Source organism: Paraburkholderia flagellata (assembly GCF_021390645.1).
Classification (GTDB): Bacteria; Pseudomonadota; Gammaproteobacteria; order Burkholderiales; family Burkholderiaceae; genus Paraburkholderia; species Paraburkholderia flagellata.
Window position 1 is genome coordinate 653,843 of record NZ_JAJEJT010000001.1, and the last position, 16,546, is coordinate 670,388.

A 16,546-nucleotide genomic window follows, 5' to 3' on the forward strand; every position below is an offset into this window, starting at 1 on the left:
AAGCGCAAGCAGCAGGTCGCTTTGCGCACCTGGCTTGTGTCCCAACTTTGGAATTTGCTGTAGGAGGAAGTTAATCTTCTGCGGGAAGCCTATCCGTTCGCCGTCGCACACACGATGTGCTGCAGCAACACTTCGCACCGGGCGGCGCGGGTGCATCGGCGCGCAGGCTTGGGCCCCGCCTTGCCCCATGCGGGCGGGTTTGGCGACGATCGCGGGGGTGGCCGAGTGTGCGTTGCTTCGAGGCGAGGGCCGGCGATTCGTGTGCGTTGTTGTGCGTGGCAACAACCCGAACGAGCCGCGGGACGGGACGATAGGGGTTCGCCCGTGGCCTTGTCAGGTCAGTTCATTTCGATGACCGACCAGCCAGTGTGGCGGGCCGCTACCGCTCCTGCGCAGGTCGGACTCGGTGACAGCGCGCGAATGCGCCAATGCGAGGCTTCCTGCGCCGCGCCGCCGACGAAGCGGGGTGTCGTGTCGCCGTGAACGGAAAGATCGAACTCGAAGTGCTCCGGCGGCAGGATGAAGCCGGTGCCTAGCGCCTTCAGGCAGGCCTCCTTGCGCGCCCAGGTTTCAAAGAAGACCGCTTGCCGATCTGCGGGCGGGAGCGCGTCGAATTGTTCATGCTCCCGTGCGGAGAAGACCTGGAGCGGCATGCTCTCCTCGATCGGGCGGATATGTTCTACGTCGATGCCCACCTCGAAACCGCTCGAAATGGCGAGAGCCGCCGTATTCTCGCTGTGGCTCAGGTTGAAGCAGATCGTCCATCCGGCGGGTTGGCTCGTGCAAAACGGCTTGCCTTCGGGACCATACTCAAGTGCGAGTGCCTTCGGGGGGAGAGCGAGATAGCGGCCAAGGATCTGTCTGAGTTTTCCTCGCCCGGTCACATAGCGGCGGCGATGCCGCTCGAAGCGAAAGTTGCTGGCGCGCTCATGCTCTTGCGCGGAAAGCATTTCCCAGTACCAATCAAATTCACTACCGCAAACATCGAGGTCCCACTGCCAGACATGGACTTCTTGCACGGAGGGCGGTGTGAGCGGCGACGCGGACATGGATAGCCTGGTTCGACTTGCGCTGGGAAATGGCGATTCTATGGGACGCAACATAGGGGCGACGCGTGTAACAGTGCGATTTTCGTGCGGAAACATGGATGCGAGTGCGGCGCGAATCGCGCCGTCCGGTTGAGTCGCTTAGCGGAGACCGTGCTCGTTGGTCCCATTGCGGTGTTGCCGGGATGAGCGGCGGACTTACTGGCGAATGTACAGAAACAACTCGCGCGAATGTGTTGGACAACCCACGGAGCGATGCTGGGGACAGGGCCTACGATCTGTCATAGCGTGATGCAACGACGCTGCACGGCGTTCGTGCGTACTTTGCGCGAGCACCAGTACATCGTTGCAACGAACTCGAACTACGTCTTGCCAGATGTCGCAGCGGGCTGTTTCAGGACACGCTCAAGGCGCATGGCATGTGTTGGTCGGCGAGCCGACGGGGCAATTTTCGAAACAAGGCGTCGATCCAAAACCTGTGAGGCTCTCAGAAAGTCGCTGGGCGGCATGGCCCTTTGCGACTCGATGCGGCGCCAGGCTACATCGTCTACTGGTTCTGCTTTCGGAATGCCCATCGGCGGCGTTCGTAATTGAATTGCGTCAACCCAATGCCGCTCGAAAAGACTGGGCCAAAAGCGGCAGCGACAAGGTTTGCCAAACGCATTTGTATGCAATTGGAAAGTAGTATTAATGATTATGTAATATTTATTTGAGAGATTTGCAGTCGATGGATATGTTTCCGGTAAGGAACGGTAAGAATATGTGTGATTGACGTGCTACCCGACCAAGCCCGATAGTTTTACTCTTTGCATGAGGAAGTTGTCGAAATTCAGATTCGAGGTGCGGGATGCGGAGTGATTTTGACAATGTCTATAACGTTAGTGTGATAATTCCACACTACAATAGCGTTGATTTGCTTTGGGTGGCCATAGAATCAATTTCCAGCCAAACCGTTGTTCCGCGGGAAATCATCGTCATAGATGACGCATCGGGATTGCACTTCGAATTGCCGAATCGTTGCGGAGATGACATTGCTTTACGCTTGATTCGCGAGAGTGAGAATCATGGAGCAGCGTGGTGTCGAAACAAGGGCATTGAGGAGGCCACCGGCGATCTGATAGCGTTCCTGGACTCGGATGACCGATGGCTGCCGGACAAGCTTGAACGCTGTATCGCAGCGTTTGGCCCCAAGCCTGCCGGGAACGAGGCGAAGGTGCTCTTCAGTAACGTCACGCTAACCGACGGGAGCCAGCGTATCCTGGGCAACCTCTCTCCCTATGATGGTCAGCCGATGCTTGATTTCATCCTGTTGGAGGGAGGCTATATTCAGACTTCATCGATCATGATGTGGCGTCATCAGTATCCGCTAATCAGTTTCGATGGATCGTTGCGTCGTCACCAGGATTGGGATTTTGCCATTCGAGCTGAAATGGCCGGCTGTGTATTTGTCTATTTACACGATGCACTGGTGGAATATGCTTTGGGAGAAAGTCCTGCGAGAATATCGAAGGCGACCAGTTGTGAGCCGAGTCTCGTGTTTTTTGAAAAATATAGCCGGTTGATGTCCAGGGGGCATGTTTCCTCATTTATCTTTAATGTTTTGATTTATAAGAAAATGAGTATTGCCTTGAGGTTTGCCATCATCGAGAGGATTTTATTGAGAGAGGTGGAGATTCCGCGCAAGGATTGGGCGTCGCTGTTTGTGCGGCTGGTTGTCGGAAGGGGAGGTGTGAATTTAATGAAGCAGTTGAGACGGATAATCCCGGGTCGAGATTATTCGACTTGAAATGTGGCGGCCTTGAAAAATAAAAGGCATAGGTGTAACCCGGTAATCTCGCATAACCGTTTTCGTCCCCCCCCCCCGCCAGACTGTCCGTCTGAAGCTCGAAGCCCCCGTCAAGCGCTGTTTCTTGCCCGTTTTGGCTCCGTGATCTGCACATGCCATGTTTCAGCGTGGTGCATGGCCAGCCTGGTCCGCGTGTGTGCTCATTGACATGCGATCCTGCCCGCTGGCGGGACGCCACATGCACCCAAGCCGTTGTCCGATGCAACTGCCGCCTCCCGCGTCGAGGACGTTTGTAAACGTAGTGACACGCCACCTGTGTCGCGTGCGCTGCACCCGATCGGGGTTGTGTATGTCGGCGCACAGATGGTGCAGCCGCGCTCTGCTTTAATCAGACGGTCCATACAGGCAGCGCGTGGAGAGAGCGAGCACGCTTTGTGTAATCCGCACGCCAGGTCAACCAGACCATCATTCACGTCACGTTGCGGCATCGATGGCACTCGGAACCGAGAGACTGCGCCTGATATCGTCGCGATGATTTCGACTTCGAGGTCCTAAATGCGTCAATTTGTCCGCGATTTGTTTTACACGTCCGTCGCCGATAAACAGGTCAACTTACCGCTGCCGCCGACGTCGCTCGCGATCCATTCGCGCAAGCTCAATATATTGTTGCTCGGCACGTGTTCAGTAGAGATGCTCGCCAAGCGGAGCGCGAACTCTGGGCACAACATCCGACACATATTGATGGGCTCGAGACGCCACGCTCCAGTGCCGGATGCCGCGCCAACCGATGATGTCGTCGTCGTAAATCTCACGCTGCGCCACATCCTGGGCGAAGTGACGCAAACGCCTGAACCCGTAGTGGACATGGTTTTCTCACGGCTGCGTTCAGACGATGATGCTCGCGCGCTCCTGGAAGGAACACGTGAATATATCTCTCTGAAGGTGGCGCAGGTCGCTGCGCAGATAACGACGGCTCCGATTGTCTTCATGTCGTTTTTCGAGCCGAGCTTCAATTACGACGGTGATCTCATCGATCAATTCGATATGACATCGCCTGGGAATCTGGTACGCGAGATCAACCGGCTTTTGTCCGATACTGTGCGCAAGACGAATAATTGCTATTTTCTCGACGCCAACGAAATATTGAATTTCATCGGCCGCCGACACCTGCAGGACGATGTCCTGTTGAGCAGCTCTCATGCCTCGTTCATCAACGATTGGGACTTCAAGCTTGACGCGAATCGACTGATTGCGCCTAAAGCAATCGGAAACATCGTGACTTATGAGGTCGCGTCCCGCGAATTTACCCTCACGTTCCTGTCCCGGATAGAAACAATAGTCAAGGTCATCGAGCAGCGCGACCCGGTGAAGCTGATTATCGTCGACCTCGACGACACCATGTGGCGAGGCGTTGCTGCAGAAGGCGAGAGCGTGAGTCTGGATCAACGTATTGAAGGCTGGCCTATCGGTCTCGCCGAGGCGCTGATGTTCTTCAAGAAGCGCGGCGGCTTGCTGGCAATTTGCAGCAAGAATGAAGAGGCGCCCACCATTGAAAGATTCAACGCCATCTGGCGCGGCGCCATCACCATGGATGACTTCGCGTGCGTCCGAATCAATTGGAAACCCAAGTCGCAGAACATTCTTGAAATCATCAAGGAGGTCAATCTGCTTCCGGGCAACTGTGTCTTTATCGACGACAACGACCGTGAGTTGTCGGAGGTGAAAGCGGCGATCCCTGCCATTCGCTGCCTGGGTGGCAATCATTACGACTGGCGGCGAATCATTCTGCGATCGTCCGAAACGCAGGTCACAATCGTCACCGAGGAGTCGTCGCGCCGCACAGAACTCGTGCGCGCGATCTCGCAGCGCGAAGCCAGCGCCGACGCCAACAATGGTGCTTCACGGGAGGAGTGGCTAGCTTCGCTACAACTTCGCCAGTCATTCTTCTTGATCAAGACGCCACAATCCAGGCACTTTGATCGCGCGTTCGAACTGATCAACAAGACAAATCAATTCAACACGACAGGGAAAAGATGGGAGCGGTCGGAGTTTGAGACGTTCATAAACCGCGGCGGGTATTGCGTGGTCTCTTCCCTGCGGGACAAGTTGATCGACAACGGCATCATTTCCGTTTGCCTGATCAACGGCGAGAAGATCGTCCAGGTCGTCCTGTCGTGCCGCGTGTTCGGGCTTGGCGCTGAACTGGTCGTCGGGGCGATCGCGACGCGGTTGGCGCTGAAGGCGGGCTCTGAGGTGCGCGCCGAGCTAGTCGATACCGGAAGGAATGCGACCTGCCACGACTATTTCAAACGGCTTGGGTTCTCCCAAACGGCGGCGGGTTTGTACTCGCGCACCGCGAACGAGTTTCCGTCCTACATCGAGATTGAGAACCTGGGCGCGGCCGAGTTTCCTCCTGTGCGGATTTAGTGCAGCGTTTGGTTGAGGCGTTTGCAGAACAACGCAAGCGTCTCGATCGCCATCCACGGCGCCCTATGAAGACGACCGAGACTCAATGAGTGTTCGGCAACACTTCAAGACAACTCACTGACTTCTGGGTGGGAAGGCCCGGTATGCTGATTTGGCGCTCGCGCAGAGCAGGTCTGACTGAGAGGTCAAAAAGAAATGATAAGCCCGACTAGTCCCTTCCCAGTTTTTGCCGCGGTACTCCTTGCGCTTGCTACTGCCAGGGTTTTGATCTGGCGATTCGGCACCTCCAGCGCTGTAGGGCGCTTTGCAACGATTGACGGATTGAGAGGTTACCTGGCTTTTTTCGTTTTTCTGCATCATTCCTGCATATGGTACTTCTACTTAAAGACCTCTCAGTTTGACTCTCCCCCATCGAATTTCATGGCAAATATCGGACGAGCAAGCGTGTCGCTGTTTTTCATGATTACCGGATTTTTGTTTTCGACAAAAATAATCAATGACAAAGAGAAAGGGGTTGACTGGGTCAAGCTTTACGTCTCCCGAGTCCTGCGGCTGACGCCGTTGTATCTGTTCGCCATGCTGCTTCTCTTCGTCTCCGTTGCTTGCATGTCAGGTTTCACGCTAGCGCAATCTCCTTTGACGCTGGTGGTAAATGCATTGAGATGGATAGGTTTTTCCAGTTTTGGTGAGCCGGATCTAAACGGGGTAGAGGGCACGAAGCTCATTCTATCGGGCGTACCGTGGACACTCGCCTATGAATGGGGATTCTATCTTTGCCTCCCGCTCCTCGCAGTCGCGATCGGAGCGATTCCATCATTTGCGGTATTGATAATCGGATTTGTTGGCGTGCTTGACCTTGTTCACTTTCACGCAGAATCAAGATTTCTGGCGCCGTTTCTTGGAGGGATCATTGCGGCACTTCTTTGTCGCCATGCTTGGTTCCGCAACCTTTCTCAAAAGAGCTTTGTTTCGCTCATTGCCATTGCCGCGATCATCGTGGCGATCACCTTGTTTCCAACGACGTACGCGCGGATCCCGTTAGCGCTCCTTTCGCTGAGTTTTGCAGTGATTGCGGGTGGCGCGACCTTGTTCGGCACGCTAACCAGTCGGCTGTCCCGCATGCTGGGGGAGCTCGCTTACAGCATCTATCTCCTGCACGGGTTCATTCTGTTTGCGCTCTTCAATCTTGTCATTGGAAGGCAAGGCGCGAGAACGTTCACCCCTCTGGAGCACTGGTTCACGATCCTGCTGACCACCCCCGTCTTGATTCTGGTTAGCTATACGACCTTTCGATTGATCGAAAAGCCTGCCATGGAGTACACCGAAAGTGTTAGCAAGTGGGTGCGCCAGGCAATATTTACGAAGCGCGGTGCTTTGGAAGAGTCGCTTTGACTGCCTTGGCGCTGCTTCCACTTTCACGGAAATTAGCAGCAGGCAGTAGTGTTCGAGTCAGCGTGGGACATCGGCCTGCAGCTGTATCCTGGAATTGATTCGAGCGCGGAGCGATTCTCGCCGGTGCGAAATTACTTCTCGTGAGCGATGATGGCAGTGCTTTCGTCCATCAGGTACGGAGGGGCCAATGGCAGGCCACCGCCGCAATCAGCAGGACATAGGTCGCGAGGAAGTAGTAGGTTAAAGAATGAACTCGAATATCAAACAATCCTTCGAGGCATAGAGGCAGGATGGTCAGGAAAGGGAAAACCTTTAAAAATAGTCCCACCCACCCATCACCTCGTGATGAAAGGATCATGGACAAATAGAGGCAGACCGCAAAAACGCTGAAATCATACGACATCAACCTCGGGTTCAGCAGAATGAGGATGGCGAGGAAATAAAACAACTCGCTCGCGGAGCTGATCTGCACAGAGCGTTGCCCATGCCTGTAGCGAAGAGTTGCTGATGCCAGTACGACGAGAAGCATCAGAAGAAGATGGACAAGAAAGCCGACTTTTCCCATCCCAAACCTGGAAAACACGCCAAAAATTGTCAACCCTGCGTCCCCATGCTGGATGATCTGATTGTAGATGGCGACCTGGAAGTCCGCCCACAGTTGCGGGTAAAGGGCAGGTTGAGCTATGTAGATGCCGGCAACCGATAGCAGTACCGCGACGAAAGCGAACAAACTGCGGCGGGGCAGAAATAGATAAAGCAACGCATAGGCAAGGAAGTAGGGCTTTATGGCAGAAAACAATATGATCGCGATCGCATGCGGCGCCAAGGTGTAGATTGACCGTTTCGTGTAAAGAAGATAGGAAAGCGACACGAGGAGAAGGTGTGCGAAGACGCTTATGTTTCCCGTCTGGATCGAAGCAAAGCCAGATCCGCCAATCAGGAAGCCAAGAATCAGGCAAGGAGCCAGGCGATGATAGGGAATAAAAGACTTGAGACTAACGCTAATGGAGGCGAAGCCTGCTGCTGAGATTAGAATCAGGGCAATAAACGCTATGGGGAAATCGATAACGGAAAATATCTTGAGAAAGATCGGCGGGTAAACAAATGGAAAGTCGCCAGATGCGCACGCATAGGGGTTCGGTCCCTGCGCATAGCAACTCAAGCCTTTCTCATAGACGTGGTAGTCCCAGAAAAATGAGCCGGCTTTTCCGCTGAACGCGAGAACCAATAGGAAACAAGTGGCTGCGGACAAGCCCCATAGAGATGACGCCTTGTCGTCGGTAACGTTCGCCATATCTTCTAGCTTCAAGTGCGCCCCCAATTCGGCTACTGGCCATCAATTGTCACAGCGGGTTATTGGTCAAACACGGGGCGAATCTTCGAATTCCCCGGCCGATCGCAGCGCAACTCGCGCGGATCTTGATCCTGAAGACGATCGGGTAATCGTGCATTCGGCGATGAGGCGTGAGGAGCCCACGATGGTTTGGCCCATAGCGCGAACACTGTCTGCTGCTTCTTCGGAAGGCCGCACAGCGCTTCATCCCAATCAATGGAGAACCGTAGCGCGTGGCTCTTTGCGGGTCTGTGCGCCAGCGTACGTCGTCCAACCAGGCAACAATGGAAACAAAGTCTGACTGGCGGGAACTGCGCGCTGCGGGCAATCGTTAATCCGAATGCCCCGTCGACGTCTTCGGCTAGACGGAGCGCGTTTTCAGTCAGGAGTGGTGTCCTGGCGTTTGGCGCTGCAGCGGGGGGGGCGCACACTGTCTGCAGGTCTCGTCGCCGTCTGGAGCGACATCAGATCGCGGACAAAATGCTCAGGCCAGACAGTACGACCACAATGGGGCTTGTGCGATCGTTCGAGAGCGCGAAGGTGAGCCGGACTGCGCCCCTGCCGGTATCGAAGCCGGGACCGCTTACTAGCGTTTGACAGGAACGCGGCACCAGCGGCAATTGCGCCGTACGCGACTCGTGGCGCCGCCAAAGCTAAGGCGGCCAGCTCGCTTTATGCCGCTTGGCAACTCGAACTCAAGCAAACACAAAGCGCTTATCCAACTGGTACTTCGTAAAATAGCCGATCACCAAACCGAGTCCACCACCGGCGAGCCGGCCGATTTCGCCATGAAAGAGCGCATTTGCGGCGAATTCGACGGACCAGAAAACGAGCGTTGTGCCGACCCCCATCGCGACGTACATGCTGAATGTGCGCACGCCGTGTGCAACGCTTTGGTGCTCGTAGCGAAATATCCAGGCCTTGTCGAGCAGATATTTGACGACAAGTCCGACGCCTGTGCCTATGCACACTGAAAGTGGCACCGCATACATCCCTTGGTACAGGTGAAAGGCGATGCTCTGACTGCCGAGATTCGCGCCGATTGATAGGGCGGCGAACGTCGCGTACCAGAATACGAGCCGCGTTCGACTGAGCGACATACTGGCGGTAGCGCTGCTCATAGCGTAGTCCCCTTGAGCGCGATGCCGCGCAGCGAACGGATGACAAACATGCCCTCGGCGCGCAAATCGCCCGCCTTTGCGCGCACGACGCCAGCTTTCCAGTCCGCCGTGTTGAGGCGGTAGGGAGCGCGAAGCACGAGGACGTGATCGGTGGCGGCAACACGTTCGTAGCCATGGCTGCCCCCATTGCCGAACGGCAATGACGTGCTGAAGCCGTTGCTTATATCGCGCAGCGTCGTCTGCCCGTTCTCTCGCCAAACGGGCTCGCAGCGATTTGGCGGGACATACGGGTAGTGACCGCAGGAACTGGGCTTCAAGACGCTCATGATGTGCTATCGCCAGACAGTGGTAGACGATTGACGCATGTTAGGTGGGTCGCCCCGAGAACACCGTTCGCCGGAACACAGAGGCAGCCTTCGAGCATGCGCGCGATCTGACGCCGGTAGCGATCTGGAACCTATACGCTGCACGGTCAAGACGCGCGTTGATGGCAACGGGTTGCGCGATGGCGTTGAGAGTGGGGCATGCGAACAGGCCCGGCGATTTCGCCGTCGGCGAAGTAGTTCTAGTTCATTGGTGAGCGCGGCGGTGTCACGTGGCGGAACAAGCAGGCTATTTGTCGGCGGTAAGGACGATTGCGTTGGTTGCACTTCCTTGGCGGGCATCCCGGACCTGCCGAAGTTTTCTTGCGCGATCCGGTTGCGCTGTTCGACTTGCAGGGGCGAGGGACTTGGCGTTCTGAAGCTATCGTATACCCGACCCCGGATAGCTGGATGACAACTCGGTTGACTTATCTGGCTTATTTTTCTGATTTTAGGCGTATAAATGTCTTTCGTATAAGAAAATTGCGCAACAATCGCCGCGTTGGTTGCAGTTGAGCCCCCTTCTTGAATTTGTCACTCCCCGTCCATATAATTAGCACTCACCGCATGAGAGTGCTAACAACTCTGGTGCTAACAACATCGCTGGCTGGCGGTTACCGGCAGCCAGGTTTTCTTGAGTCGCTTCAAGTCCTAATCAAGAGAGGATCTATCCATGAACCTTCGTCCTTTGCATGATCGCGTGATCGTCAAGCGCCTGGATCAAGAAACCAAGACCGCTTCGGGCATCGTGATCCCGGACGCAGCGGCAGAAAAGCCGGATCAAGGCGAAGTCCTGGCCATCGGCCCGGGCAAGCGTGACGACAAGGGTGCCCTGATCGCGCTCGACGTGAAGGTCGGCGATCGCGTCCTGTTCGGCAAGTACGCTGGTCAGACCGTCAAGGTCGATGGCAACGAACTGCTCGTGATGCGCGAAGAAGACATCATGGCCGTGGTGAACAAGTAAGTTCATTCCACCGCTCATTATTCAAGAATTCAAGGAGTTAGAAGATGGCAGCTAAAGACGTCGTGTTCGGCGATTCCGCCCGTTCCAAGATGGTTGAAGGCGTGAACATTCTCGCCAACGCAGTGAAGGTCACGCTGGGTCCGAAGGGCCGCAACGTGGTCCTCGAGCGCTCGTTCGGCGGCCCGACGGTCACCAAGGACGGTGTTTCGGTCGCAAAGGAAATCGAGCTGAAGGACAAGCTCCAGAACATGGGCGCGCAAATGGTCAAGGAAGTCGCTTCCAAGACCAGCGACAACGCCGGTGACGGCACGACGACGGCTACGGTTCTGGCACAGTCGATCGTCCGTGAAGGCATGAAGTACGTCGCATCGGGCATGAACCCGATGGACCTGAAGCGCGGCATCGACAAGGCCGTCGCAGCAGCGATCGAAGAACTGCGCAAGGTCAGCAAGCCCTGCACGACCAACAAGGAAATCGCTCAAGTCGGCTCGATCTCGGCAAACAGCGACACGTCGATCGGCGACCGTATCGCTGAAGCGATGGACAAGGTTGGCAAGGAAGGCGTCATCACCGTCGAAGACGGCAAGTCGCTGCAAGACGAACTCGAAGTCGTCGAAGGTATGCAGTTCGACCGCGGCTACCTCTCGCCGTACTTCATCAACAACCCGGACAAGCAAGTCGCCGTGCTGGAAAGCCCGTTCGTCCTGCTGTTCGACAAGAAGATCTCGAACATCCGTGATCTGCTGCCGGTTCTGGAACAAGTCGCGAAGGCTGGCCGTCCGCTGCTGATCATCGCTGAAGACGTCGAAGGCGAAGCTCTGGCAACGCTGGTCGTCAACAACATCCGCGGCATCCTGAAGACCGTTGCTGTCAAGGCTCCGGGCTTCGGCGACCGTCGCAAGGCCATGCTGGAAGACATCGCGATCCTGACCGGCGGTCAAGTCATCGCGGAAGAAACCGGCCTCACGCTCGAAAAGGCAACGCTGGCCGAACTCGGCCAAGCCAAGCGCATCGAAGTGGGCAAGGAAAACACGACGATCATCGACGGCGCTGGCGAAGGTTCGACCATCGAAGCCCGCGTGAAGCAAATCCGCACGCAGATCGAAGAAGCAACGTCGGACTACGACCGTGAAAAGCTGCAAGAGCGCGTTGCCAAGCTGGCAGGCGGCGTGGCAGTGATCAAGGTCGGCGCTGCGACCGAAATCGAAATGAAGGAAAAGAAGGCACGCGTGGAAGACGCGCTGCACGCAACCCGCGCTGCCGTTGAAGAAGGCATCGTCCCGGGCGGCGGCGTCGCGCTGATCCGTGCACGTACGGCTATCGCCAACGTAAAGGGCGCCAACGCTGACCAGGACGCTGGTATCAAGATCGTCCTGCGCGCGATGGAAGAGCCGCTGCGCCAGATCGTCACGAACGGCGGCGAAGAAGCCTCGGTGGTCGTGGCAGCGGTTGCGGCCGGCCAAGGCAACTACGGCTACAACGCAGCGACGGGCGAGTACGTCGACATGGTTGAAGCCGGCGTGGTCGACCCGACGAAGGTCACGCGCACCGCGCTGCAAAACGCAGCATCGGTTGCTGGCCTGCTCCTGACGACGGACGCAGCCGTTGCTGAAGTGCCGAAGGAAGATGCTCCGATGGGCGGCGGTATGCCCGGCGGCATGGGCGGCATGGGCATGGACATGTAATTGCGGCTTGCGCCAAAATTACATCGACGTGCAGGGAACGCGCCGTGAGGTGCGTTCCTTAGCCCGAAAAGAAGAAACCCGCAGCGATGCGGGTTTTTTTTCGTCTGTACGGTTTGAGTCGCGCGGCTGCGCGCCGCGAGAGTTATTCCTTCGCTTCCCCGGGAGAGGCTTCGTCCGCGTCCGTGTCGTTGCTACGCGCCCAGAAGAACCGATCTGGCAGCCAGGCACCCATGCCCGGCCGGAACGCGTTCTGCACGGCCTGGTATACGTACTCCTGCGCCTCGCGCACGGCCTCGGGCGGCTCCTGGCCGTTCGCGAGCAGCGCGGCGATGGCGGCACCGAGTGTGTCGGTCACACCCATCATCGGTTGCGTGGAGCGGTCCCAAAGGTCCTGGCGCAGCTGGCCGTCTTCGCAATACAGCGTGTTGACCACGCGATGCGTGCCCGTTTCCATCGCCAGGATGTACTCGCAGCCGGTGGCTAGCAGGTGCGCGATGGCCGCATCGACGCTGGGCGCTTCCGCGTCGCCGTCCGGCTGCGCGAGCGCGATCAGCGTGGCGGAGTCAGCCACGAGCAGCGTGGTTTGCGGCACGAGCAGGTCGGCCATGGCTTCGCGTAGTTCGTCGGCGGCGAGTACGTGCTCGTCGTCGAGCGTGAAGTCGGGAGCAAGGATGAGCGGCAAGTCGTCGTAATCGGCGACGACTTCAGCGATCGCGCTCACGACCTCGGCGCGCGCGCCCGCGCCCACCTTGAACGCCGCGATCGGCATGTCTTCGAGCAGCATGCGCGCCTGGGTGGCGACGGTTTCCGGATCGAGCCCGGTCACTTCGTCGCAGCCCGCGGAGTCGCGCACGGTATAGCCGGTCAGCGCGGTGACGCCGTGGCAACCCATGCTGGCGAGCGTGAGCAGGTCGGCTTGCAGTCCGCCGCCGCCTGTCGGGTCGGAAAGGCCGAAGGTGAGGACGATGGGAGGGGTGTCGCTGGGCATGAACGTGGCGAGATGAATTGAACTTCGGGCGCGGCGTACCGTGCCGTCATAAGAGAATGCTTCAATTATGCGGCTTATCGAAGAATCCGGGGGACGGATGACCCCGACGCGCGAGAGGATTTTTCCGCGCTGCACCAGCCGCTTGCGGCAACGCCTTCCGTTTGATCCCGTATAGGCCAGATTTCCTGTTGCTAGGCATGGAAACGGCAACAAGGTACCATCATGGCTCTCGTTTCCCCGATTTTTTTTCCGACTGGTTTCGGACTTTTCGACGCGGCATAAGAATGGAATATAGAAGCTGGATGTGCCTGATCTGCGGCTGGATTTACGATGAAGAAGCCGGTTTGCCAGACGAAGGCATTGCCCCCGGCACGCGCTGGGAGGATGTCCCGATCAACTGGACCTGCCCCGAGTGCGGTGCGCGCAAGGAAGACTTCGAGATGGTCCAGATCTGAGACCTCGCTGGCGGCTGAGCGCGTTTTTCACGCGTTTCTCTGGTTGGTGGCGGTGCCTGGCGCGCAGTCCGGCTGCAGATTCCAGAAGTGTGGTGAGTGTCGAGTGCGGTGCGGCTCGCGGTGTCGCCGCGGCTGGCACCGCATTTGAGCTTGCCGTCGCGGTTGTCGACGCTTTTGTCGAAATTGCCTGCCTGGTCGGCCCGCTAACGTTTTCGGCGCTGCCCTATGAGTCACCCTTCTAGCTCTGATGTGCGGTTCGAAGCGTTGCCGAATCCGCGCGGCGGCACGGTGCCGTTCGCGCGCGGCGCACTCGCGCAGGCGCTCGCCGCGTTCGAAGAGCAGCGCGACGTCGCCCGGCCGCTGCGCCAGGCGGCCCGCACGCTGCACGACGCCGGCTGGCTTGCCGCGGCGCGCTTTGCCGACACGCTGCTCCTCGCTTCCCCGCTCGCGCTTGCCGCGCCGGTGCCCGTAGCGCCGCCGCCGGGCTTGCCCGCACGGCCGCTCCACGCACCCGAGGAAGCGCAGGGCGTGGAAATCCGCGCCTTGTTCAGCGAGGCGCTCGAAGATCTCGCCGCTGCGCTCGAACGCCGTAATCTGCGCGAGCTGGCGTGCTCGCCCTCGCTTTTCGCGCGGCAGCACGCGCTCGTGGCCGCGCTCGCGGAGCACATGCCGGGCGTCGCGCTAGCCTACGAGGACGTGGCGCTGCAGGGCCGGCCGATCGCGCCCGCGTCGCTCCATCCGCAGCCGGCGCAGCGCTTTGGCCAGGTGCGCGCGCGCTTCGAGCAGGCACTCCTGCATGCGCTGAAATCGCAGCTCGGCAACGGTAGCCGCGCGGCCAATGCGCTCGCGCTCGCGGCGTTCGACGAGATGGACGCGTGCATGGCCGAGCTTTCGAGTCCGGATCCCTACGACTTCTGGCGTCTTGCTGCTGCGTGCGGACGCGCGCTGCGGCGCGGCGTGGCGTCGTGGGGCGACGCGGGCGTGCGGCGGCTTTACGCACGCTGCAATTTGCTGATCGGCGAGCACGCGCGCGGTCTGCGCTTCGCGCCGCAAACGCTCGTGCGCTCGACGCTGGCGTTGTTATGGCGCGACTACGCGCTTTTCGGGGCCGCCGCGGAAGACACCGCCGATGTCGATTTGCTGCACGACTACGGCTTGACCGTGGAGTGGCACATCGCCGGCACGCAGGCCTCGGAGGCGCTGTGGGAAGCCGGCAGCGTGCAGGCTGGCGCGCTCGCGGCGCGCGTGGCGACCACGCGCGAGTTGGGTGCGCTCGTCGTGAACGGCAATGCGTATGAAGATTTTCTGCAGACCGCCGATGCGGCGATGATCGCGCTCGGCACGCACTCGCGCACGCTGACGCTACGCGGCGGGGGCGCGACCGCGGAGCCCGCAGACGCGCTGGTCGCGGCCGAAGCGGCATACCGCATCGGCGCGGCCGCCTGGGCGCTCGGGCTCGGGCATGTCGGCCAGCTAGCGGACGCGCTGGGCCTCGCCTGGCGGCGCACCGCGCACGCGGCAACGCTCGCGACGCTTGAGGCTCGGAGCGCACCGACGGTTCAGCCGCCCGGCGCCGAGGCGATCGAGCACACCAGCGAGGCGCTGCGCGCGATGCTGCATAAGGTCGCGGCGGGCATCGCGCAGCCCGACGCCGCGCCCGCGGTGCGTGCGCTCGGCGTGGCGATCGTCAACGGCGCGGCGCAAAGTGCAGTGCAAAATAGTGCGCACTGACCGCACCGAGCCTCTGGATTTGCGGCGCGCGCCGGACCTCGCAAAGGCCAGGCATCGGCCTTGCGCCATCTGCCGATTGCCTTGCGAGGGCACAGCACGCGCGTGTTAGAGTGAGCCATTCCCTGCAATGCGCGACGCGCATCGGCTGGCAAGGCGCGAGGCAGCCATTCGGCGCCCGACCTCCGGCCGGGCAGCGCGCCGCCATTGCGCATCGTCTTTGCTAGAATTCAAATCATGTCCAAGAGTAACGATCGCATCAATCTGACCAACCAGTTCCTGATCGCCATGCCAAACATGGCGGACCCCACGTTTTCAGGAACTGTGGTCTACCTTTGCGATCATTCGGAGCGCGGCGCGCTCGGTCTCGTCATCAATCGGCCCACCGACATCGATCTCGAGGCGCTCTTTTCCCGCATCGACCTGAAGCTCGAAATCGAACCGCTCCTGCATGTGCCCGTGTATTTCGGCGGCCCGGTGCAGACGGAGCGCGGCTTCGTGCTGCACGCGCCCGCCGAGGGCACGAGCTATACGTCTTCCATGTCGGTGCCGGGCGGCCTTGAAATGACCACGTCGAAGGACGTGCTCGAAGCCGTCGCCAACGGCAGCGGCCCAGAACGCTTCCTCCTCACGCTCGGCCATGCCGGCTGGGGTGCGGGCCAGCTCGAGGACGAAATCTCGAAGAACGGCTGGCTCACGGTCGAGGCCGACCCGAAGATCGTATTCGACGTGCCCGCCGAAGAGCGCTTCGAAGCGGCACTCGCGCTGCTCGGCATTTCCTCGACGATGCTCTCGGGCGAGGCGGGCCACGCATGAGCGTGGCCGCTGGGCGAGGGGCCGGCGAGGCGACCTTGCTTGCGTTCGACTATGGCGAAAAGCGCATCGGCGTCGCGCTCGGCAATGCGCTCACGCGCAGCGCCCGGGCGCTCACCGTCATTCCAAACAAGAGTCGCGACTACCGCTTCGAAGCGATAGGCGAGTTGCTGCGCGAATGGCAGCCCGATCTGCTCGTGGTCGGCCTGCCGTGCCATCCGGACGGCACGCCGCACTTCATGACGCAGCACGCAAAGCGCTTTGGCAACCAGCTCAACGGCCGTTTCGGTCTGCGGGTGGTATGGGTGGACGAGCGCTATTCGTCCGTCGACGCCGAAGCGCGTCTGCGCGAGCGCGGCGAACGCGTCGAACATGTCGACGCCGAAGCGGCCTCCGTGATTCTCCAGCAGTACCTCGACGAACTCCCGCTCTAACTAGCCCGCGAG

At 59.1% G+C, this 16,546-nt stretch carries 14 protein-coding genes; 9 read left to right on the plus strand and 5 right to left on the minus strand.

Annotation, left to right across the window (positions count from 1 at the left end; all coding sequences use genetic code 11):
• Positions 1–338: 338 nt before the first annotated feature.
• The gene (locus tag L0U83_RS02860) at positions 339–1,049 is read right to left on the minus strand and encodes a 4'-phosphopantetheinyl transferase family protein (protein ID WP_233880320.1); all 711 of its coding nucleotides are present in this window, start codon (positions 1,047–1,049) and stop codon (positions 339–341) included.
• Between the two features lie 844 nt (positions 1,050–1,893).
• Here L0U83_RS02860 and L0U83_RS02865 point away from each other — a divergent pair.
• The 3 genes from L0U83_RS02865 (at position 1,894) to L0U83_RS02875 (ending at position 6,651) form a co-directional block, all read left to right on the plus strand.
• Positions 1,894–2,832: a glycosyltransferase family 2 protein gene (locus L0U83_RS02865; protein ID WP_233880322.1), complete on the plus strand. Its 939-nt coding sequence runs from the start codon at positions 1,894–1,896 to the stop codon at positions 2,830–2,832.
• Between the two features lie 555 nt (positions 2,833–3,387).
• Complete coding sequence (locus tag L0U83_RS02870) at positions 3,388–5,259, plus strand: HAD-IIIC family phosphatase (RefSeq protein ID WP_233880324.1); 1,872 nt, start codon at positions 3,388–3,390, stop codon at positions 5,257–5,259.
• Between the two features lie 195 nt (positions 5,260–5,454).
• Positions 5,455–6,651: an acyltransferase family protein gene (locus L0U83_RS02875; RefSeq protein WP_233880326.1), complete on the plus strand. Its 1,197-nt coding sequence runs from the start codon at positions 5,455–5,457 to the stop codon at positions 6,649–6,651.
• 169 nt (positions 6,652–6,820) lie between these two features.
• Here L0U83_RS02875 and L0U83_RS02880 read toward each other — a convergent pair whose 3' ends face one another.
• The 3 genes from L0U83_RS02880 to L0U83_RS02890 all read right to left on the minus strand — a co-directional run bounded on the left by L0U83_RS02880 (position 6,821) and on the right by L0U83_RS02890 (position 9,431).
• Complete coding sequence (locus L0U83_RS02880; RefSeq protein ID WP_233880328.1) at positions 6,821–7,960, minus strand: hypothetical protein; 1,140 nt, start codon at positions 7,958–7,960, stop codon at positions 6,821–6,823.
• A 719-nt stretch (positions 7,961–8,679) separates the two neighbouring features.
• Positions 8,680–9,105, minus strand: a complete 426-nt coding sequence (locus L0U83_RS02885; protein WP_233880330.1) for a GtrA family protein — start codon at positions 9,103–9,105, stop codon at positions 8,680–8,682.
• Positions 9,102–9,431: a hypothetical protein gene (locus L0U83_RS02890; RefSeq protein WP_233880332.1), complete on the minus strand. Its 330-nt coding sequence runs from the start codon at positions 9,429–9,431 to the stop codon at positions 9,102–9,104. Before L0U83_RS02890 ends, L0U83_RS02885 begins: the two co-directional genes overlap by 4 nt.
• Before the next feature lie 709 nt (positions 9,432–10,140).
• Between L0U83_RS02890 and groES the strand changes: the two genes are divergently transcribed.
• Positions 10,141–10,431, plus strand: coding sequence for a co-chaperone GroES (gene groES / locus L0U83_RS02895; protein WP_028202123.1), 291 nt, complete (start codon positions 10,141–10,143; stop codon positions 10,429–10,431).
• A gap of 44 nt (positions 10,432–10,475) precedes the next feature.
• The gene (groL, locus tag L0U83_RS02900) at positions 10,476–12,116 is read left to right on the plus strand and encodes a chaperonin GroEL (RefSeq protein WP_233880334.1); all 1,641 of its coding nucleotides are present in this window, start codon (positions 10,476–10,478) and stop codon (positions 12,114–12,116) included.
• A gap of 142 nt (positions 12,117–12,258) precedes the next feature.
• On the opposite strand, the gene L0U83_RS02905 is transcribed toward groL, so the two are convergent.
• Complete coding sequence (locus tag L0U83_RS02905) at positions 12,259–13,104, minus strand: hydroxymethylpyrimidine/phosphomethylpyrimidine kinase (RefSeq protein ID WP_233880336.1); 846 nt, start codon at positions 13,102–13,104, stop codon at positions 12,259–12,261.
• Positions 13,105–13,388: 284 nt separating this feature from the next.
• Between L0U83_RS02905 and L0U83_RS02910 the strand changes: the two genes are divergently transcribed.
• The 4 genes from L0U83_RS02910 to ruvX all read left to right on the plus strand — a co-directional run bounded on the left by L0U83_RS02910 (position 13,389) and on the right by ruvX (position 16,534).
• Positions 13,389–13,559 carry a rubredoxin gene (locus tag L0U83_RS02910; protein ID WP_008342674.1) on the plus strand — a complete coding sequence of 57 codons (171 nt, stop codon included), beginning with the start codon at positions 13,389–13,391 and terminating at the stop codon, positions 13,557–13,559.
• 225 nt (positions 13,560–13,784) lie between these two features.
• A complete protein-coding gene (locus tag L0U83_RS02915; RefSeq protein WP_233880338.1) occupies positions 13,785–15,290 on the plus strand; it encodes a hypothetical protein in 1,506 nt (501 codons plus the stop codon).
• A gap of 234 nt (positions 15,291–15,524) precedes the next feature.
• The gene (locus tag L0U83_RS02920) at positions 15,525–16,103 is read left to right on the plus strand and encodes a YqgE/AlgH family protein (protein WP_133189864.1); all 579 of its coding nucleotides are present in this window, start codon (positions 15,525–15,527) and stop codon (positions 16,101–16,103) included.
• On the plus strand, positions 16,100–16,534 hold the full coding sequence (gene ruvX, locus L0U83_RS02925; RefSeq protein ID WP_028202128.1) for a Holliday junction resolvase RuvX: 435 nt from the start codon (positions 16,100–16,102) through the stop codon (positions 16,532–16,534). Before L0U83_RS02920 ends, ruvX begins: the two co-directional genes overlap by 4 nt.
• Positions 16,535–16,546: the final 12 nt, after the last annotated feature.